The organism is Tsukamurella sp. 8F (assembly GCF_029167375.1).
In the GTDB taxonomy this organism is placed as follows: Bacteria; Actinomycetota; Actinomycetes; order Mycobacteriales; family Mycobacteriaceae; genus Tsukamurella.
The window spans coordinates 139,037-156,712 of sequence record NZ_JARFTP010000001.1 but is presented as its reverse complement, the minus strand read 5'-3'; the positions used below and the strand labels follow the sequence as shown (position 1 = coordinate 156,712).

18 protein-coding genes and 4 tRNA genes are annotated in these 17,676 nt (G+C 67.5%); 11 read left to right on the top strand and 11 right to left on the bottom strand.

Going from position 1 to position 17,676, the window contains the following annotated elements; all coding sequences use genetic code 11:
• Positions 1-49 precede the first annotated feature (49 nt).
• The 3 genes from thrS to P0W64_RS00795 form a co-directional block, all read right to left on the bottom strand.
• Entirely contained in the window at positions 50-2,020 is a 1,971-nt protein-coding gene (gene thrS, locus P0W64_RS00805; RefSeq protein WP_275478268.1) for a threonine--tRNA ligase, read from the bottom strand.
• 100 nt (positions 2,021-2,120) lie between these two features.
• Positions 2,121-2,690 carry a (2Fe-2S)-binding protein gene (locus P0W64_RS00800; RefSeq protein WP_275478140.1) on the bottom strand — a complete coding sequence of 190 codons (570 nt, stop codon included), beginning with the start codon at positions 2,688-2,690 and terminating at the stop codon, positions 2,121-2,123.
• Positions 2,657-3,049: a TIGR02611 family protein gene (locus tag P0W64_RS00795; RefSeq protein ID WP_275478267.1), complete on the bottom strand. Its 393-nt coding sequence runs from the start codon at positions 3,047-3,049 to the stop codon at positions 2,657-2,659. The genes P0W64_RS00800 and P0W64_RS00795 overlap by 34 nt, the downstream gene beginning before the upstream one ends.
• Before the next feature lie 110 nt (positions 3,050-3,159).
• Here P0W64_RS00795 and P0W64_RS00790 point away from each other — a divergent pair, with 110 nt between their 5' ends.
• Both P0W64_RS00790 and P0W64_RS00785 read left to right on the top strand, forming a co-directional pair.
• Positions 3,160-3,816, top strand: a complete 657-nt coding sequence (locus P0W64_RS00790) for a DedA family protein (protein WP_275478139.1) — start codon at positions 3,160-3,162, stop codon at positions 3,814-3,816.
• Positions 3,817-3,887: 71 nt separating this feature from the next.
• A complete protein-coding gene (locus P0W64_RS00785; protein WP_275478138.1) occupies positions 3,888-5,378 on the top strand; it encodes an NAD(P)/FAD-dependent oxidoreductase in 1,491 nt (496 codons plus the stop codon).
• Between the two features lies 1 nt (position 5,379).
• Here the strand turns inward: P0W64_RS00785 and P0W64_RS00780 are convergent, their stop codons facing one another.
• The 3 genes from P0W64_RS00780 to P0W64_RS00770 all read right to left on the bottom strand — a co-directional run bounded on the left by P0W64_RS00780 (position 5,380) and on the right by P0W64_RS00770 (position 8,044).
• Positions 5,380-5,856, bottom strand: coding sequence for a hypothetical protein (locus tag P0W64_RS00780; RefSeq protein ID WP_275478137.1), 477 nt, complete (start codon positions 5,854-5,856; stop codon positions 5,380-5,382).
• Between the two features lie 54 nt (positions 5,857-5,910).
• Entirely contained in the window at positions 5,911-7,512 is a 1,602-nt protein-coding gene (locus P0W64_RS00775) for a serine/threonine-protein kinase (protein WP_275478136.1), read from the bottom strand.
• An 85-nt stretch (positions 7,513-7,597) separates the two neighbouring features.
• Entirely contained in the window at positions 7,598-8,044 is a 447-nt protein-coding gene (locus P0W64_RS00770; protein ID WP_275478135.1) for a GNAT family N-acetyltransferase, read from the bottom strand.
• A gap of 54 nt (positions 8,045-8,098) precedes the next feature.
• Between P0W64_RS00770 and P0W64_RS00765 the strand changes: the two genes are divergently transcribed.
• A complete protein-coding gene (locus tag P0W64_RS00765; RefSeq protein ID WP_275478134.1) occupies positions 8,099-8,632 on the top strand; it encodes a pyridoxamine 5'-phosphate oxidase family protein in 534 nt (177 codons plus the stop codon).
• A gap of 49 nt (positions 8,633-8,681) precedes the next feature.
• Here P0W64_RS00765 and P0W64_RS00760 read toward each other — a convergent pair.
• The 3 genes from P0W64_RS00760 to P0W64_RS00750 all read right to left on the bottom strand — a co-directional run bounded on the left by P0W64_RS00760 (position 8,682) and on the right by P0W64_RS00750 (position 8,962).
• Positions 8,682-8,756: transfer RNA gene (locus P0W64_RS00760), tRNA-Val, on the bottom strand.
• A 42-nt stretch (positions 8,757-8,798) separates the two neighbouring features.
• Positions 8,799-8,872, bottom strand: a tRNA-Cys gene (locus tag P0W64_RS00755).
• A 17-nt stretch (positions 8,873-8,889) separates the two neighbouring features.
• A tRNA-Gly gene (locus P0W64_RS00750) sits at positions 8,890-8,962 on the bottom strand.
• 260 nt (positions 8,963-9,222) lie between these two features.
• Between P0W64_RS00750 and P0W64_RS00745 the strand changes: the two genes are divergently transcribed.
• The 4 genes from P0W64_RS00745 to P0W64_RS00730 all read left to right on the top strand — a co-directional run bounded on the left by P0W64_RS00745 (position 9,223) and on the right by P0W64_RS00730 (position 12,610).
• Positions 9,223-9,294: transfer RNA gene (locus P0W64_RS00745), tRNA-Val, on the top strand.
• A gap of 222 nt (positions 9,295-9,516) precedes the next feature.
• On the top strand, positions 9,517-10,494 hold the full coding sequence (locus P0W64_RS00740) for a patatin-like phospholipase family protein (protein ID WP_275478133.1): 978 nt from the start codon (positions 9,517-9,519) through the stop codon (positions 10,492-10,494).
• A 467-nt stretch (positions 10,495-10,961) separates the two neighbouring features.
• Complete coding sequence (locus tag P0W64_RS00735; protein ID WP_275478132.1) at positions 10,962-12,425, top strand: OFA family MFS transporter; 1,464 nt, start codon at positions 10,962-10,964, stop codon at positions 12,423-12,425.
• A gap of 53 nt (positions 12,426-12,478) precedes the next feature.
• Positions 12,479-12,610 carry a hypothetical protein gene (locus P0W64_RS00730; protein ID WP_275478131.1) on the top strand — a complete coding sequence of 44 codons (132 nt, stop codon included), beginning with the start codon at positions 12,479-12,481 and terminating at the stop codon, positions 12,608-12,610.
• 92 nt (positions 12,611-12,702) lie between these two features.
• On the opposite strand, the gene P0W64_RS00725 is transcribed toward P0W64_RS00730, so the two are convergent.
• Positions 12,703-13,260 (bottom strand): TetR/AcrR family transcriptional regulator, encoded by a 558-nt coding sequence (locus P0W64_RS00725; protein WP_275478130.1) that lies wholly within the window; start codon positions 13,258-13,260, stop codon positions 12,703-12,705.
• A 255-nt stretch (positions 13,261-13,515) separates the two neighbouring features.
• On the opposite strand from P0W64_RS00725, the gene P0W64_RS00720 reads away from it, so the two are divergent.
• The 4 genes from P0W64_RS00720 (at position 13,516) to P0W64_RS00705 (ending at position 16,611) form a co-directional block, all read left to right on the top strand.
• Positions 13,516-14,190: a peroxiredoxin-like family protein gene (locus P0W64_RS00720; protein WP_275478129.1), complete on the top strand. Its 675-nt coding sequence runs from the start codon at positions 13,516-13,518 to the stop codon at positions 14,188-14,190.
• A gap of 252 nt (positions 14,191-14,442) precedes the next feature.
• On the top strand, positions 14,443-15,297 hold the full coding sequence (locus P0W64_RS00715) for a DUF1524 domain-containing protein (RefSeq protein WP_275478266.1): 855 nt from the start codon (positions 14,443-14,445) through the stop codon (positions 15,295-15,297).
• Between the two features lie 43 nt (positions 15,298-15,340).
• On the top strand, positions 15,341-15,742 hold the full coding sequence (locus tag P0W64_RS00710; protein ID WP_275478128.1) for an excalibur calcium-binding domain-containing protein: 402 nt from the start codon (positions 15,341-15,343) through the stop codon (positions 15,740-15,742).
• Between the two features lie 107 nt (positions 15,743-15,849).
• Positions 15,850-16,611 carry a hypothetical protein gene (locus P0W64_RS00705; protein ID WP_275478127.1) on the top strand — a complete coding sequence of 254 codons (762 nt, stop codon included), beginning with the start codon at positions 15,850-15,852 and terminating at the stop codon, positions 16,609-16,611.
• A 94-nt stretch (positions 16,612-16,705) separates the two neighbouring features.
• On the opposite strand, the gene P0W64_RS00700 is transcribed toward P0W64_RS00705, so the two are convergent.
• Positions 16,706-17,545 carry a GGDEF domain-containing protein gene (locus P0W64_RS00700; RefSeq protein WP_275478126.1) on the bottom strand — a complete coding sequence of 280 codons (840 nt, stop codon included), beginning with the start codon at positions 17,543-17,545 and terminating at the stop codon, positions 16,706-16,708.
• Between the last annotated feature and the right edge of the window lie 131 nt (positions 17,546-17,676).

Below are 17,676 nucleotides of genomic sequence, written 5' to 3'. Positions count from 1 at the left end.
CGGCTCTGCGGTCTCGGATCTGCGGTTCGGCTGTGCGGTTCGGCTGCGGTCAGCCGAACAGTTCGGCGGTAGGCGACTCGTTACGGCGCGAGTCTATCCAGGCGGCGATGCGGTCGGTGGCCTCCGACACGGGCACCTCGTTGACCTGTGAACCGTCTCGGAAACGGAAACTCACCGCGCCCGCGGCCTGGTCTCGCTCGCCGGCCAGCAGCATGAACGGGACCTTCTGGGTCGTGTGATTGCGGATCTTCTTCTGCATCCGGTCGTCGCTGTGATCCACCTGCGCGCGGTAGCCCCGCTTGCGCAGTTCCCGGATCACCGTCTCGAGGTGGTCGCCGAACTGCTCCGCGACGGGGATACCCACGACCTGGACCGGCGACAGCCAGGCGGGGAACGCACCGCCGTAGTGTTCGGTGAGCACCCCGAAGAACCGCTCCATCGAACCGAACAGTGCGCGGTGCAGCATGACCGGCCGGTGCTTCTGACCGTCGCTGCCGGTGTACTCGAGACCGAACCGGTCCGGGAGCATCAGGTCGACCTGGATCGTCGACATCTGCCAGCTGCGCCCCAGTGCGTCCTTGACCTGCACCGAGATCTTGGGGGCGTAGAAGGCCGCCCCGCCCGGGTCGTCGACGGTCTCCACCCCGAAACTGCTCGCGGCTTGACGGAGCGCATCGGTCGCTTCCCCCCACGCCTGGTCGGAGCCGATCGACTTCTCCGGGTTCCGGGTGGACAGCTCGAGATAGAAGTCGTCGAGACCGTAGTCGCGCAGCAGGTCGACGACGAACTGCAGCAGGTTCCTGATCTCACCCGCCATCTGCTCGCGGGTGCAGTAGATGTGCGCGTCGTCCTGCGTGAACCCGCGTGCGCGGGTCAGGCCGTGCACCACGCCGGACTTCTCGTATCGGTAGACGGTCCCGAACTCGAACAGCCGCAGCGGAAGCTCACGGTAGGACCTCCCGCGCGAGTCGAAGATCAGGTTGTGCATCGGGCAGTTCATCGGCTTGAGGTAGTAGTCCACGGCCTCGCGCGTGACCTCACCCTCGGCGTTCCGTTCCTCATCGAGCTGCATCGGGGGGTACATGCCGTCCGAGTACCAGTCGAGGTGGCCGGACTTCTCGAACAGCGCGCCCTTCGTGGCGTGCGGCGTGTACACGAACTCATAACCCGCCTCTGCGTGGCGCAGCCGCGAGTAGTCCTCCAATTCCTTGCGGATGATGCCCCCGTTCGGATGGAACACGGGCAGCCCCGAGCCGATCTCCTCTGGGAAACTGAACAGATCGAGCTCGGCGCCGAGCCGGCGGTGGTCGCGCTTCTCCGCTTCGGCGAGCAGCTCGAGGTACTCGTCCTGCGCCTCCTGCGACTCCCACGCGGTGCCGTACACGCGCTGCAGGTCGGCATTGTCCTGATCACCCCGCCAGTAGGCGGCGGAGCTGCGCGTCAGCTTCACGGCCGGGATGTACTTGGTGGTCGGTACGTGCGGCCCGCGGCACAGGTCACCCCAGATGCGTTCGCCTGTGCGGGGATTCAGGTTGTCGTATGCGGTCAATTCACCGCCTCCCACCTCCATGACCTCGCTGTCGGCGGCGGCACCCTTGTCGTCGATGAGCTCGAGCTTGTAGGGCTCGCTCGCCAGCTCGGCGCGCGCCTCGTCCTTCGACGCGTACACGCGGCGGTGAAACCGCTGCCCCGACTTGATGATCTGCTTCATCCGCTTCTCGAGGCCCTTGAGATCCTCGGGCGTGAACGGTTCCGCCACATCGAAGTCGTAGTAGAAGCCGTCCCTGATCGGCGGCCCGATGCCCAGCTTGGTGCCCGGAAAGCCGTCCTGAACAGCCTGTGCCAGTACGTGGGCCGCGGAGTGGCGGATGACGCTGCGCCCGTCCTCGGTGTTCGCCGCAACCGCCTCGACCTCGGTATCGGCCTCGGGGACCCAGCTCAGATCCTTGAGCGTGCCGTCGGTCGTCTTGACCACCACGATCGCCTCGGGCCCCTTGTTGGGCAGTTCAAGGTCGCGCATGGCCGCCCCGGCGGCGACGCCGGCGGGGACGGTGAACGTGGTGCTCACGGATCTCTCCTTGTTGTAGCGGGCGGCATACCTGGCCGCGCGCGGATTATGGTCACCCGATCCTAGCGATGCGCTCGATGCGCTCTTCGGGCGGTTGTCGTGGGCAGCTGGCGCACTTCGACATCCCCGGGCACAGGTAGATCAGGCAGCACGAACCACGCCGTATCACCCGCCTGCCGCCGACGGTGGCGGTGCGCGGCGGCGGCGCACCCGGCCCGAGCGCGGCGACAACAGCTGCGGGATCGAGCCCCGCCTCGAGCGCTGCGTTGGCGACGGAATCCGTGGCCAGAGCCCACAGCGCGCGCTCGCGGGCTCCCGACACGGCGGCGATCTCCGGGATCGGATCCGGCAGGCACGACAGGTTCGGGCCACCCGGGCGCGCCGTCACCGCCTGCGGCCAGCCGCCCGGACCTGGCCTCACCTCCAGGCCCGGGTCCGCCAGGTCGACGCCCTGCAGCAGAGCCGCGCGGGCGAGCGCACCCGATAGCGAGTACCAGAAGAGCGTCCCGGTGACGAGGCCGTCAGGAGCGCCCACCTGTTCGCCCAGGCTCCGGATAGAGCGTGCGAGCGCCTCTCCGCTGAGATCGGCTAGGCCCACTGCTTCAGCGGGCTCTGCAGCCATGGCTGGTCGAGCCCGACCCAGCCCGCCACCGTGCCGATCGCCCCGAGCACCCACAGCGTGGCGATCACGATCGCGCAGGTGAACAGCCCGAAGAGGCCCTTGACCAGGATGTTCTGGCGGCCGAGCCACGCGGTGAAGGCGTCGTAGTAGCGATGGGCGAATCGCAGCACACGCTTGGCCCACTCGAATTCGGAGGCGAGGATGCCCAGGCCCGCGAAGACGACCAGCCACCCGGGGCCCGGATACGGAATCGCGATGATGCCCACCACCAGGACCGCCGTGCCGACCACACCCACGCCGATCCGCCACAGCCGCGTCCCGCCGGGTCGCGCACGGACCCTGTCTCGGACTCCGCGGATCCGGTCTCCGGCCGACTTGGCGGCGTCGCCGAGTTCGCTCGCCACGTGACTCCTCTCGCTGCGGGCGCCGCTTCGGCCCGATTCCGGTTTCCTCCAAGGTAACCTGTGGCGTGCTCGACTCCCTCCTGCAACACATCCCGGTCCCGGCCGTGTACGCCTTGACCGGGTTCGCCGTCGGCATCGAGAGCCTGGGTGTCCCCCTGCCCGGTGAGGTGATCCTGGTGACCGCGGCCCTGCTGTCCTCGCACCATGAGCTCGCCGTGAGCCCGCACGGCGTCGCCGCCTGCGCGGTGGTGGGCGCGTGCATCGGCGACGGGATCGGCTATCTCGTGGGCAGGCGCTGGGGGACCAAGCTGTTCACCAAGCTCCAGCACTGGTTCCCGCATCACGTGAACGACGACCTCATCGCCTACGCCGAGCACGTGTTCGCCAGATACGGCGTGTTCGCGGTGTTCTTCGGCCGGTTCGTGGCGCTGCTACGGATCTTCGCGGGTCCGCTCGCCGGCTCGCTGAAGATGCCGCCGGCGCGGTTCTTCTCCGCGAACGTACTGGGCGGCATCTGCTGGGCCGCGGGAACCGTGTACCTGGTCTACTACCTGGGCGTCGTCGCCGAGAAGTGGCTCAAGAACTTCAGCTACGTGGGACTGGGAATCGCCCTGGTGTTCGCCGTACTCGCGTCGACTGTTCTGCGCCGGGCGATGAACCGCAGGGTCGCGGAGTTCGCCGCGCAACGTCGCGTAGCGGACGGCAGCGCCCAGGAGGCGTAGACCGATTCGATCGCCGTCGTCCGCGCGGCGAATACCTCAGCCGAACGACCACGGGCAGAGAAGGAATCAGAATGACGACGGAGCATCACGAGATCATCGTCGTAGGCGCGGGATTCGCCGGCATCGGTGCGATGATCTCGTTGCGCGAGGCCGGCTTCGATGACGTCCTCGCCGTCGACGACGCATCCGGCCCCGGGGGTGTCTGGCACTGGAACACCTATCCCGGTGTGGCTGTGGATATCCCGTCGTACAGCTATCAGTTCTCATTCGCGCAGCGCCCCGACTGGAGCCGCAGCTACGCTCCAGGCGCCGAGTTGAAGGCCTACGCGCAGTGGTGCGTCGACGAGTACCATCTCGCGCCCCACATGCGGTTCGACACGCGCGTCACTGCTGCGACATACGACGAGGGCTCGGACGTCTGGCGGATCACAACGTCCGGCGGGGCGCTCTCCGCGAAGTGGCTCGTCCATGCGGGCGGCCCCCTCAGTCAACCCAAGCTCCCGGACATCGACGGCGTCGGGGCCTTCGCGGGCGACACGATGCACACGTCACGGTGGGACCACTCGGTCGAGCTCACCGGGAAACGCGTCGGGATCATCGGCACCGGCGCATCCGCGGTGCAGGTCATCCCTGAGATCGCCGAGCGGGTCGAGCACCTGACCGTCTTCCAACGCACCCCGATCTGGTGCCTGCCGAAGGTCGACTTCGCCATTCCCCGGCCCGTACAGGCGGGCCTTGCCGCCATCCCGGGGGCGAAGGCGCTGTCCCGGCTGGTCACCCAGGCCTACGTCGAGTACACGTTCCCCGTCATCGCCCACTACGGGGCCTCGGTACCGGGGCGCACCCTGTTCGAGAGGGCCGCGCTCGCCTACCTCGCACAGCAGGTCGACGATCCTGCGATTCGCGAGAAGCTCACGCCTCGCTACGCGCTCGGGTGCAAACGGCCCAGCTTCCACAACTGGTACCTTCGCACCTTCAACAGGACCGATGTAACGCTCGAGACCACGACGATCGACGCGATCACTCCTGACGGCGTGCGCACCGTCGACGGCACCGAACACAGCCTGGACGTCCTCGTTCTCGCAACCGGTTTCAAGGTCACCGACAAGGACGCGCTGCCGACCTACGCGCTTGCCGGCCGGGGCGGCATCGATCTCGCCGAGGCTTGGGACGCCGACCGGCTGCACTCGTACCAGGGCGTCTCCGTGCCCGGATATCCCAACTTCTTCACCGTGTTCGGTCCGTATGGTTACAACGGCTCGTCGTATTTCGCGCTGGTGGAGAACAGCATGGCGCACATAGTGCGGGTCCTGCGCGAGGCGCGGCGACGCGGCTCGGCGGTCGTGGAGGTCACTACGGAGGCCGAGGCCGAGTACATGGCAGGGCTCGAGCGGCGGAAACGCCACCAGATCTTCTGGGATCCCAGCTGTCGTTCGGCGAACAGCTACTACTTCACCAAGCAGGGCGACGTTCCGCTCCGCCCGTCGACGACCGTCGAAGCCGCGTGGCGCAGCAGGCGATTCCCGATCGACGCCTACTCTTTCGCCGCATCCGCAGGCTGATTCACACCTGGAGCCCCGCGGCGCGCGCCTGCTTGGCTATCCGGCTCATCTCGGACATGTTCCCGAAGATCGCGATCCAGTTGTAGATCAGCAGGGAGATGAAGCCCCACCAGCCGGCCACGAGGCAATGCGTCTGCGCCTCGCGGTACGCGCGCCGGACATCATCGTATGAGCCCACGACGGTGCGGGTCTGCCACTGCGCAATGATGATCATCCCCGTGTGCTTCTTGAAGCGGGCCTGGAAGACCGGTCCCGGCCGTCCACCGGGCTGCTGTCCCGGATACTGCCCGCCGTACTGCTGGTTCGGGTAGCCGCCGTTCGGATATCCCTGGCTCGGCTGTTGATAGGACTGGCCCGCGTAGGGCGCCTGATAGGACTGCCCCGGGTAAGGCTGTCGCGGAATCGGCTGGCCGGGGTACTGGTTCGGATAGGGCTGCCCCTGGTTCTGCGGGGCCTGATACGGCTGTCCATCGTTCACGGTGTGATCTCACCACCCCGACCTTGGAATCCGCTTGCACAGGGGTTGCTCATCCTACGAACGGCCCGTGAACGTCACGTGGGCGATCGCGGTCTGCCAGTTGCGCCCCGATCCCGCGAGCCCCGTGATCCAGACGAGCACGTACTTAGTCGCCGATGCACCCGACGCCGTGAATGGCGTGTCCCCGTCGCTCAACGTGCCGGACCACACCGTCGACGTTCCGTCGAGCGAGCTGAGGCTCGACGACGATGCGGTCCGCACCTCCACGGTCGAACCCGCGCTGGGCGAGGTGATCATTCCGCCCGTCACCGTCTCCGATCCCGAGAGTGTGAACAAGAGCCCGATCCCGTCCTTGAGGTTGCCGAACTTGGGGCCGGACGCATAGTTCGCGGTCTTCCAAGCAGGTGACTCCCCCGTGAGCACGTTGTCGATCCGGTTGCTCGAGTCGGGGTTGCGGCTGAAGTCAACGAGCGACACCGAGGTCGCTGTGACCGCACCCCCCGAGCCGTGCCCGGACGCTCCACCGGTGCCCGATGTCCCGTTTCCCTTCCACAGCGTCAGTCCCACGATGAGGGCGACGACGACCACCAACGCTCCCGCCGCCGCGGCCAGATACGGACCCCGCCGACGACGTGGCGCCGGCTCTGCGCGAGTCTGGCCCGCATGCAGGTCGTGCCGCGCCGAGGCCTCCGGCGGGTACTCGCGCACGGGCGGCGCCATGGCACGCGTGTGCGACGGCAGCGCCGCGGTCCCCGGCGGGGCGAGCGCCGACTGCGCCGTCCCTGCAGCGGTGCGCGGGGGCTCGTCGACGGCGGCCTGCCCGCGCAGCGCGGCGACGAACTCCGCACACGTCCCGAACCGGTCGGCCGGGTCCTTGGCCAGCGCCTTCCGGAAGACGTTGTTGAGGTATGTGGGCAGTCCCGGGGCCCGCTTGGTGATCGGCGGGACGGCCCTGGTGAGGTGCGCGGAGATCAGCGCGGTCATGGTGTCGTCGGTGAAAGGCAGGCTGCCCGTGAGCATCTCGAACACCGTGCACGCCAGCGAGTACACGTCGGCACGGTTGTCGAGTGGGCGTCCCTCGATCGCCTCGGGTGACATGTACCCGACGGTGCCGATGGTCACGCCGGTGGACGTCAGCGACGTCGCCTCCCCCGCTGCCTTAGCGATACCGAAGTCGGCCAGCTTCACCGCCTCCACACGGCCGTGCCGCAGCTCGACCAGGATGTTCGCGGGCTTGACGTCACGGTGGGTGATCCCGCGCCGTTGGTATGCGTAGTCGAGACCTGCGCCTACCCCCGCGGCGATGTCGGCGGCCAGGTCGAGCGGCATGGGCCCGTTCTCGGCCAGCAGGTGGTGCGCGTCCTTGCCGTCGACGTACTCCATGGTCAACCACAACCGACCGTCGACGACGCCCCGGTCGTACAGGTGGACGATGTTCTGGTGTGACAGTGGCGCCAGCAGGTCCGCCTCGCGCTGGAAACGTCCCGCGAAGTCCTGATTACGGCTCACGCCCGCGTCGAGGAGCTTGAGCGCGTCACGCCGCGGCAGCCTGGGGTGCTGTACGAGGAAGACCTCGCCCATTCCCCCGCTGCCCAGGCGCCGGAGCACGTGGTACCCGGCGATCGTGCGATCCGGGGTCTGAGCGTGTGGAGTCATCCGCACCATCTTCCGCGTCCGGCGCGGTCGGCGCCACCATGTCCCGCCACAACGCGACGACCCTCACCCGACTCTCAGGCGGGCGTCACACCCGGGCCATGTGCACCAGGTCGTATCCGTTGCCGGTCGGGGTCCGGTGCGTCTCTCGGAAACCGAACCGCGAATACAGCCTCAGATTAGCGGCGCTCCGCTCGCCTGTGAACAGCCGGACCGGACCGGCACCGTCGAGAGCGTGCGTGAGCAGCCGGCTCCCGAGCCCTTGTCCCTGCAGGTCCGGGGCTACGACGAGGCGGCCGAGCTCGACCGTGCCATCGCTCGCGGGTGCCAGGCGAACAGCCGCGACCAGCCGGCCGTCGCGCCGGATGCCTAGGGCGGTGACGCCGGCCGTCAACGCCGTCACGAGCTCGTCGAGGGTCTCGGTGAGGGGCGGAAGTGTCAGATCGCCGTGGGCCTGGGCCTCGGTGACATAGGCCGCCCGCTGCAGGGTGAGGAGTTCACCGGCGTCGGCACGAGCGAGCGTCAGCACGTCCATATCCGCCACTCTAGATGCGGCCGAAGACCGGAGCCGCGGTGCGATGATGAGCGGATGACGCACACCGGGTTCTCGTCGACGCTGCACTCCGGATTCAGCAGCCCGGGTGCGGTCGGCACGCCGTGGTCGGAGGTCGAGGAGCTGCTGTCGCACGCGGAGATGTTCTGGATCGGCACGGTGCGCGCCGACGGCCGGCCACACGTCACCCCACTACCTGCGATGTGGCTGGACGACACCATGTACTTCGCGACGGGACTAGAGGAGCAGAAGGGGCGCAACCTCACACGCAACCCGTCGTGCACTCTGACCACCGGTTCCAACTCGTATCGCAGCGCTCTGGACGTAGTAGTGGAGGGTCGCGCCGTGCGAGTACGAGACCGCGCCGTGCTCGAACAGCTGGCCGGGATGTGGCTGGAGCGACTCGACTGGCCCTACGACGTCGACGACGACGGGTTCCGACACCGGAGCGATGGGCGGGCGCCGAACGTCGACACGGGCTCGGTTCCCGTATTCGAGGTGCGACCGGACAAGATCCTCTCGTTCAGCCGCGGCGAGAGCTTCGTGCAGACTCGTCATCTACCGTGCTGACGCACTCCGAACAGCACGAAACCCCCTGTAATACAGGGGGTTTCGTTGCTGGTGCGCGATACTGGGATTGAACCAGTGACCTCTTCCGTGTCAGGGAAGCGCTCTCCCACTGAGCTAATCGCGCCCGTCCGTCGTGAGCTCCACTCAACTCAGCTGCTGAGTGTGTTGGAGGCGGCGACGGGAATCGAACCCGTGTGCACGGCTTTGCAGGCCGTTGCCTCACCACTCGGCCACACCGCCACGGTAAGCTCACTCCGAGCGGATGACGGGATTCGAACCCGCGACCCTCACCTTGGCAAGGTGATGCGCTACCAACTGCGCTACATCCGCATGCACCGTCTCGGACACTCACGTGCCTTCCCGGTGCGAGTGAGAACAGTACGTGAACATCTTCCCGAATACCAAATCACCAGGTCAACCTACGTGCGTGTAATTTCGCGGCGCCGCGGGCGCAGTCGCCCTGCGTGCGCATCGGGTGCAAGGCACGCGTCGACGCAGGTACCCGGCGGATTGGCGCTCGGATCGATTGCCGTGTTAATGTTTCCGCTCGTCCGGAGCTCCGAGATCGTCTGTATCGGAACCGACGGCGCGGTCCTATGGCTCAGTGGAAGAGCGTCCCCTTCACACGGGGAAGGTCGCTGGTTCGATCCCAGCTAGGACCACCCAGGTACCACCCGTCCGCAGGTTGTGTTCTTCATTCCAGGACAGCGGCGGCCGCGTTGCGGTCACGACGGTCGCGGAATCCAGCCGACGCTCGCCTACTCGCTCCATGCAGTCTCACCCCCGCTTGCCGCACCCGGATGTGATCCGGGTACGTTGCCGCAACAGCTGCACGCTCACACTGATGAGCGATCACTACCCAACGGCGGGAGAGGATCTCGGACATGGACATGGCTGAAACCGCCTGCCAGCACCCGGCGTTGATCGACGTACTAGCCGCCCGCGTCGCCGATGGCGGGCGCCCCACGCAACGCCTGGACGACCACCGAGTCGCTCTGGTCATCGAAGGCGGCGGCATGCGCGGCACCGTCTCGGCCGGGATGGCGCTGGAGCTGCACCTGCTCGGTCTCACCACGGCGTTCGACGCCGTCTACGGATCCTCGGCGGGCGCGATCTCAGCGGCATGGCTGCTCAGCGAACACCCCGAAGGGCTCGAGGGCTGGTCCGATCCCCGGTTCGCCACAGCGCTGATCAGCCGGCGGAACCTGCTGCGTGGACGCCCCCTCGTCGACGTAGAACAACTGATCGAGGACGTCTACGTCAACGACTTCGTCCTGCCGTACGCATCCGTGCTCACCAACCCGATCGAGTTCCACGCGCTCGCCACCGACGTAGTGAGCGGCCGCGCGGTCGACCTCGCGCCGTGGATCGTCGATGTCGCCAGTCTCAAGCGCGCCCTCCGCGCAAGCGCCGCGCTGCCGATCCTCGCTGGCCGCGCAGTCCCCCTGGGCGACAGCAGCTACTACGACGCGGGGCTCGCCGAATCGATCCCGTACCGCCGTGCATTACAGGATGGAGCCACTCACGTACTCGTACTGCGGTCGAAGCGGGCGATCGACGTTCCCGGGCAGGACAGCGCGACGACGTCCAGCCGAGTACTGGTTGCCACGGGGTTTCGTGGCTGGACCGAGGAACTGCGGGCCGCCTACCTCAGCCGCAACGAGCGCTCTGTCGAGGACGACCGTCGGCTGGACGCCTACCAAGCAGTGGAAAACCCGACCGTGGTGTCGATCCGCCCTGCCGACGACAGCCCGCGAGTGGGCCGTCTGGAATCGCGCGGCGAAGTACTGCGCGAGGCATTCCGTGGCGGCCGTGCAGCTGTGCGCGCTCGGCTGGGTGAGCTCGCGACCGGACCGTCGTAATAGGTCGTAGCAGGAGCACCGGTCGATCATCGGCACGATCACTGATCGGGCACCGCACCGAACGCCTCGACAGTCGAGCGGGTCCGGCGCTGTGCGGCCTGCGGCGCCGGGCCGTTCACGGACGCCCAATCTTGTGTGTGCGGCCGGACAAAGGTCGGCGGATACCACATGCGACGCGACTCTCGGCACCATCCTGACCTGGATGCTCCGACCGCAATTGCGGGGAGACCGCCCTATCGAGGGGAACAATGCCGAGTACCGATGAGCTCGCCGGCCCACTCGCACCTACCGCCGACGCCGCAGAGACCCGCAGCACTCGTCGACACGGTGGGCGAATCACGGTGATTCGCATGTTCTTCGATCCGGGGCGGTAGCGAACCGGCCCAAGGGCACTCGGGGCCCAGCGTCCCGAAATCCGCGGTCTGCATCTGTCAGCGTGAGAGCAATCCCTTCGGAAGGGGTGGGCGGTGCCCGCACTATCGTTCCTGGACCGGCAACACTCAGTCGCTCCGGCAGGCTACAGCAGGTGGCTGGTCCCACCGGCAGCGCTAGCCGTGCACATCTGCATCGGTCAGGTGTACGCGACGAGCGTTTATAAAACCCAGCTGATCGACACTTTCCATGCGTCGGAGACCACTATCGGGTTGATCTTCTCGATCGCGGTCGTGGTACTCGGGCTGTCCGCCGCGGTGTTCGGCCCCTGGGTCGACCGGGGTGGGCCGCGGCGCGCGATGTTCACCGCCGCATGCTGCTGGGGCACCGGTTTCCTGGTGGCGTCGCTCGGTGTCGCAACGACGCAACTGTGGCTCGTCTATCTCGGCTATGGCGTGATCGGCGGCATCGGCCTGGGGATCGGCTACATCTCCCCCGTGTCGACGCTGATGAAATGGTTTCCGGACCGCCCCGGTCTCGCCACGGGCATGGCCATCATGGGATTCGGCGGCGGCGCCCTGGTCGCTTCCCCGCTGTGCACCAGCCTCATGTCGGCGTACGGTGCGCCGTCCACGGCCGCACTCACCGCCGCGGCCGAGACCGCACACGGGTCCGGCGCCACCGCAGCGGCCACCGACCATTTCGCGACGCTCGTCACCGATACCCGGCACGCGGTGTCGCTCCTGCTCCTCACGCTGGGCATCGCCTACTTCGCGTTCATGATGCTGGGCACGTTCCTGGTGCGGGTCCCCGCACCAGGTTGGATGCCGCACGGCTTCGACCCGTCGACCGTCCGCACGAAGGCCATGGTGACGACGGCCAACGTCTCTGCCAACAATGCACTCCGGACGCCGCAGTTCTGGCTCCTGTGGGTGGTCCTGCTGTGCAATGTGACCGCCGGCATCGGCATCTTGGAGAACGCCTCACCGATGATCCAGGACTTCTTCCGCGGTTCCAACGCCCCGGTCGGCGCCGCGACAGCGGCCGGCTTCGTAGGCCTGCTGTCCATCTTCAACATGGGCGGACGGATCGTCTGGTCGTCGGCGTCGGATGGCCTGGGGCGCAAGCGGACATACATGATGTATCTCGGTTGCGGCCTGGTGTTCTACGTACTGCTGTCGATCGTCGGCGACACGACGACCGCCCTGTTCGTGATCCTCGCCGCGCTGATCGTGTCCTTCTACGGCGGCGGCTTCTCGACGGCGCCCGCCTACCTGCGTGACCTGTTCGGCACCTACCAGGTGGGCGCCATCCACGGCAGGCTGCTCACCGCGTGGTCGACAGCCGGTGTACTCGGCCCGTTGATCGTCAACACCGTGCTCGACGCCCAAGGAACACCGGGCACCCTGCGTGCGCACGACTACCTCACGGCCCTGTACATCATGGTCGGCATCCTCGCTCTCGGGTTCGTGGCGAACCTGTTCATCCGCCCGGTGTCCGAGCGCTGGACCGAGAAGGCAACCGTCGTCGACGCGGTCGATGCCGCACACCGTGGATGACCGGCCCGTACGACGAATCCACTCCCACCCGACCACCGGAGAGGCGACACACCGTGACCGAATCGACACCGCGCCCGACCAACAGGTACATCGTCCCGATCGCGATCAGCTGGCTGATCGTGGGGATCCCCCTCGTCTACGGACTCGTCGAGACTCTGCAGACGGCGCTCAAACTGTTCGGTTGACCGGACCACGTCGGGTAGATCGCTCCGGTCGAGCTCCGCGTTCTCGTGCCCACTTCACGAGCCCCGTGGTTCCCGGCCATCAGGTCGGGCGACTACCGCACACCGAGTCGAGCGAGATGTTCGATCATGGCGTTCACCGCCGCCTCGAGGGGTGCGGTGTCGCGGCGGACCTGACTCAGCAGCAGTCCACCTTGGACGGCGGCCAGCATCGCTAACGCAAGCTGGTTTGTATCCGCTCCCTGAGGCAGTTCGCCGCGGCCTGCGATGGCGATCAGCCCGTCGCGAATCATCTTCTCCCACTGGGCGAATGAGCGGGCCAATCGGGCCCGGGCGAGAGGGTCTATCTCGGCCAGTTCGTTGGCCAACGCCCCGATGGGGCAACCGCCGACGCAGCCGAGACCACGCACCATATCCACCATGATGTCGCGCCACCGGTAGAGGTCCTGCAGACTCTCCAATCGATCGAGACCGAGATGCTGGACCGCCAGTACCTGGTCCGTCTGGAGGTCGATGACCGCTGCGACGAGATCAGCCTTGTCGGCGAAGTAGTGATACATCTGCGACGTGCTGATGGCGGCGGCTTCCTGGATGTCTTCGATGGTGGTACGGGCCACACCGCGCTGGGACATCAGCTCGGCTGCGGCCGCCACGATACGTTCGCGGGTCGCACGGCCTTTCGGAGTGAGTCCGTCGACAGCGGCAGCAGGCATCTCGTCACCCTTCCGGCAAGTTGGAGTGTCCACTCCACAATAACGGGGCGTCGACACCGGACGATCGATCTCCGCGTCGCACTTTTTTGGAGTTGACACTCCATTTTAGTCGGACCAGGCTCGGGCTGTCCCACTGATGACCCGACGGCCGAACGCCACCGAGCGACAACCCGGCCTGTACGAAAGGACCGCCCCATGGCCACCGCTGATGCCCAGCACGCCACCATTTCCGATCGCGTCGATGAACTGCACCGGGGGATGGCGGGACAGATGCCCGACGAGGTGCTCGCCGCCTTCGGCGCCGAACAGGCGGGCTTGGACGCTCGGGGGCTTCCCGCGGGTGTCGCGACGCCTGGTGCCGAGTTGCCCGACGCCCGGCTGCTCGACGTGCACGGCGCATCGACGACACTGGCCGACACCATCGCCGGGCGCACGGCGGTCGTGGTGCTCTACCGCGGCGCCTGGTGCCCGTATTGCAACTTGACCCTGCGCGCCTACCAGGAGGACCTGGCCCCAACCCTGCAACAACGTGGCACCGCATTGGTGGCGATCAGCCCGCAGAAGCCCGACGGATCCCTGACCACGCAGCAGAAGAACGATTTGTCCTTCACTGTGCTGTCCGATCCCGGCAACCAGGTCGCGACCGCGCTCGGCGTGCTGACCGCACCCACCGACGACGCCCGAGCCGCGCAGCGCACCGTCGGCCTCGATCTGCCCGACGCCAACGCCGACGGCGGCTACGGCCTCCCCATGCCCACAGTCGCGGTCGTGGACACGACCGGCACCATCCGCTGGATCGACGTCCACCCCAACTACACCACCCGCACCGAGGTCGCCGACATCCTCACCGCCCTGGACGCCTTGCCCTGATCCCCCCGGGTTCGGTTCCGTGCTCACCACTGAAGAGTGCGGGACCGAGCGCGGCCGGGCCACGTAGCCCGACTGCGGCGGCGTCATATTCCTTTGCCTGATCGGTGCTTACCGTACGCATTATGAAAGTGCAATCAGTGCAGTTCAGCATGCATAAACAAAACTTGCATACGGAACTTCCGTACACGCATACAACGGCCGTACGCTGCGCCGGTGGGGAAGAGTCTCGTCACCGTCTCGGTGACATTCGCAATGATCGCGCTGACCATCCCGGCGGCGGCACGCTCTGCCCCTGCGGCCACCGATCCAGCCGCTGTGGCGATGCAGAAGCTCAATCGGATCCCGGTCAAGGGACGTGCCCCGAAGACCGGCTACAGCCGCGCCGAGTTCGGGCAGGCGTGGTCTGACGACGTCGCGGTATCGGGCGGGCACAACGGGTGCGACACCAGAAACGACATCCTCGAGCGGGACCTCGTCGACGTCACGTTCAAAGCCGGCACCCACGATTGCAAGGTCCTGACCGGAACACTCCGAGATCCCTACACAGGGAAGACGATCGAGTTCCGGCAGGGCTCGGCGACGTCGTCGAAGGTGCAGATAGACCACCTCGTGGCCCTGTCGGACGCGTGGCAGAAGGGCGCGCAGTCGTGGGCGGCCGAGAAGCGGCGTGAGTTCGCGAACGATCCCCGCAACCTCCAAGCGGTCGACGGGTCGGCGAACCAGCAGAAAGGCGACGGCGACGCCGCGACCTGGCTGCCCGAGAACCGTGGCTACTGGTGCACCTACGTCGAGCGCCAGGTCGACGTGAAGGCCGCCTACGGGCTGTGGATGACACGGCCTGAGGCGAACACGATCGGCCGGATCCTGGGTACCTGTAACGCCGCCGAGGCGCCCACGATCGCCGCCCCGGCGGCCGGAGCCCCGAAGCCGCAACCGACCACCCCCTCGCCCACCCCGTCCGCCTCGGTGCCCGCGGCTACCGCGCCGTCGGGCGGATACGCGAACTGCGCTGCGGCCCGCGCCGCCGGAGTCGCACCGCTGCATCGCGGCGACCCGGGCTACGCATCCAGGCTCGATCGCGACGGCGACGGAATCGCCTGCGAATAGACGCTCCACCCATCACGATCCATCGAACTCTGAGGTGAAACCAATGCCCAATCCCCGATTCCGCATCGCCGCCGTCGCCGCGTCCATCGTCACCGTGACGGCTCTTGCCCCCGCCGCTGTGGCCGACGCCGCTCCAGCTGTTCCCGGCCGCTACTGCAAAACCTCAGAGCGGGGCCACATCGCGACCTACCGCGGCGTGCGCATCCAATGCCAACGGATCGGTGGCCACTACCGCTGGAGCGCTGCCGGACCCAAGCGTGCGGTTGCGCCGAAGAAGGTTGCGCCGAAGCGAGTCGCACCGGTCCGCGTCGCGCCATCGACGGGCGGACGATCATTCGCGAACTGCTCCGCCGTCCGAGCAGCGGGTGCGGCGCCGCTGTACCGAGGCCAAGCCGGATACGCGCCCAAACTCGATCGCGACGGCGACGGGATCGCCTGCGAGTAGCGCCGCTGAACTCGCCTTTTATCACCACCCCCTGGTAGCCCGGCCGCATCCTCGCACGGCACGGGTCGTCTCACCTATCCGAATGCCCTGCGGCCCTGGAGGTCTCCGTGTCACACCCAGCTCCCTATCAGCCACCGGAACCGCCCGGTGGCGGACGTACCCGGCCCGGCCTCACAGCGAAACTCGGCGGCTGGGCGCTGATCGTGCTCGGTGCCCTGGTCGCGCTCAGCGGACTTGTCGGCGGCACCGGATTCGCCGGAAGACTCGCCGGTCTGCTGCTCGGAGTCGTGCTGGTCCTTCTCGGGGCGATCCTGGTGTGGCGCGTCGCGCGGTGGAAGGTAGGCGGACCGATCGCCGCGGTGCTGGCGGTCGTGGGCGTGATCCTGATGCCGTCCTCGACGAAGCCCGAACCGGTCAACAGCCTGGTGGGCCCCACGTCGACCACTACGACGGTCATCACCTCGACGGTCACAGTCAGCGCCACCGAAACGGTCTCGACGATCTCCGCCGCGCCCACAACCACGACGACGCCGGCCACTACGACTGAGGCGACCGGCCCGACCGGCGTCGCAGGTATTCGAGACACAGCCACACGCACCCCGGTTCCCGCACCGAGAACGACCACTGATGCGCCCCGGTTGTACGTTGCCCCGACGACCGGCACGCCGTACGTGCCGCCCACCACGTATACCCAGCCCTATACACCGCCCGCCCCGGCCTACGGAGGCGGTGGAAGCGGCGGCTCCGGCATCGGGGCCGGCAGCGGCTCGAGTGGACGTTCGGGGGCGATCTGCCGCGACGGCACCACAAGCTCCGCCACCGGGCGGGGTGCGTGTTCGCACCACGGGGGTGTCGCTGCATGGACGTGAAAGGACGGCTGAAGGCGGACGAGGAGACTCCCGGGGCGATGTTCGGGCCGCGCCGACACCCCGCCTTCTTCGCCGCGCCTGAGCCTGATCGCGATCAGAGGCGCTTGCCCCGGTACATCTGAAGATCAGCTCGCGCAAGGGCGTCCGACATCGAGCCCGCCGCGGGATCGTAGACAGTGGTGCCGATCGACACGCTGGGCGTGACCGGATGCGGGACGCCCGGCAGGTCGGCGGGCGTCGACGCGGCCGCGTGGAGGAGTCGGGCGAACTCGCCGGGGTCCGCGATCGCCGTCGAACGTGGCGCGCAGGCGAGGAACTCGTCACCCGCCCAACGGCAGAACAACGCGCCCGGCAGAGGCGCGGTCGCGAACGCGGCGGCGATCGCCGCCAGTAGCGCGTCCCCCGTGACGTGACCGTACGAGTCGTTGACCGACTTCATATGGTCGACGTCGATCATGGCCAGGAAGGTGGGGCGGCGGGGATAGGTGGCGGCCAGAGCGATCTCGAAGCCGTGCCGACTCAGCAACCCGGTCAGGTGGTCGTGCCTGACCTTGTGCTCGAGATCGCCGACATCGGACCACGCCTCGATCTGGACGACGATCAAAGGTCGTCCATCGGGGTGCTCGACAACGCTCTTCCGCACGCGGGCCCGGATCACACTGCCGTCCGCACGCAGCAGGCGACGATGCACGACCGCTCCCGCGGTCACCCCGGAGAACAGGTCCACAGCCTGCGCGTCGCGGTGTTCCCTGTCGCCGGGGTGGATGACGTCGTGGGCACTCAGCAGCCGCGCGCGGTCCAGTGAGTACCCCAGGAGGTCCGCGAACGCCTGATTCGCGTATACCACCCGCCCTTCGCGATCGTGAGCGATCACCCCGATCACCAAGGCGTCGAACATGCGCTGAAACATCGTGGTCTCGGTCCGATCACTCAATCGCGTCGATCCTCTCGGTCGAGGCAGGCGCGAGCGACTCGGTGTCCGAGGTCGCCGCCGGCCCAGTCGCAAGGTGCGGGTTCGCATCGATCCGAGGGCGGTCACCGCCCCGACGCGAATGATGGTTCACG

Coding starts and splice junctions, on each gene's coding strand:
- thrS (WP_275478268.1), bottom strand. CDS start 2,020: ATGCGCGACCTTGAACTGCCCAACAAGGGGCCCGAGGCGATCGTGGTG.
- P0W64_RS00800 (WP_275478140.1), bottom strand. CDS start 2,690: ATGGCTGCAGAGCCCGCTGAAGCAGTGGGCCTAGCCGATCTCAGCGGA.
- P0W64_RS00785 (WP_275478138.1), top strand. CDS start 3,888: ATGACGACGGAGCATCACGAGATCATCGTCGTAGGCGCGGGATTCGCC.
- P0W64_RS00775 (WP_275478136.1), bottom strand. CDS start 7,512: ATGACTCCACACGCTCAGACCCCGGATCGCACGATCGCCGGGTACCAC.
- P0W64_RS00770 (WP_275478135.1), bottom strand. CDS start 8,044: ATGGACGTGCTGACGCTCGCTCGTGCCGACGCCGGTGAACTCCTCACC.
- P0W64_RS00765 (WP_275478134.1), top strand. CDS start 8,099: ATGACGCACACCGGGTTCTCGTCGACGCTGCACTCCGGATTCAGCAGC.
- P0W64_RS00740 (WP_275478133.1), top strand. CDS start 9,517: ATGGACATGGCTGAAACCGCCTGCCAGCACCCGGCGTTGATCGACGTA.
- P0W64_RS00720 (WP_275478129.1), top strand. CDS start 13,516: ATGGCCACCGCTGATGCCCAGCACGCCACCATTTCCGATCGCGTCGAT.
- P0W64_RS00715 (WP_275478266.1), top strand. CDS start 14,443: ATGATCGCGCTGACCATCCCGGCGGCGGCACGCTCTGCCCCTGCGGCC.
- P0W64_RS00710 (WP_275478128.1), top strand. CDS start 15,341: ATGCCCAATCCCCGATTCCGCATCGCCGCCGTCGCCGCGTCCATCGTC.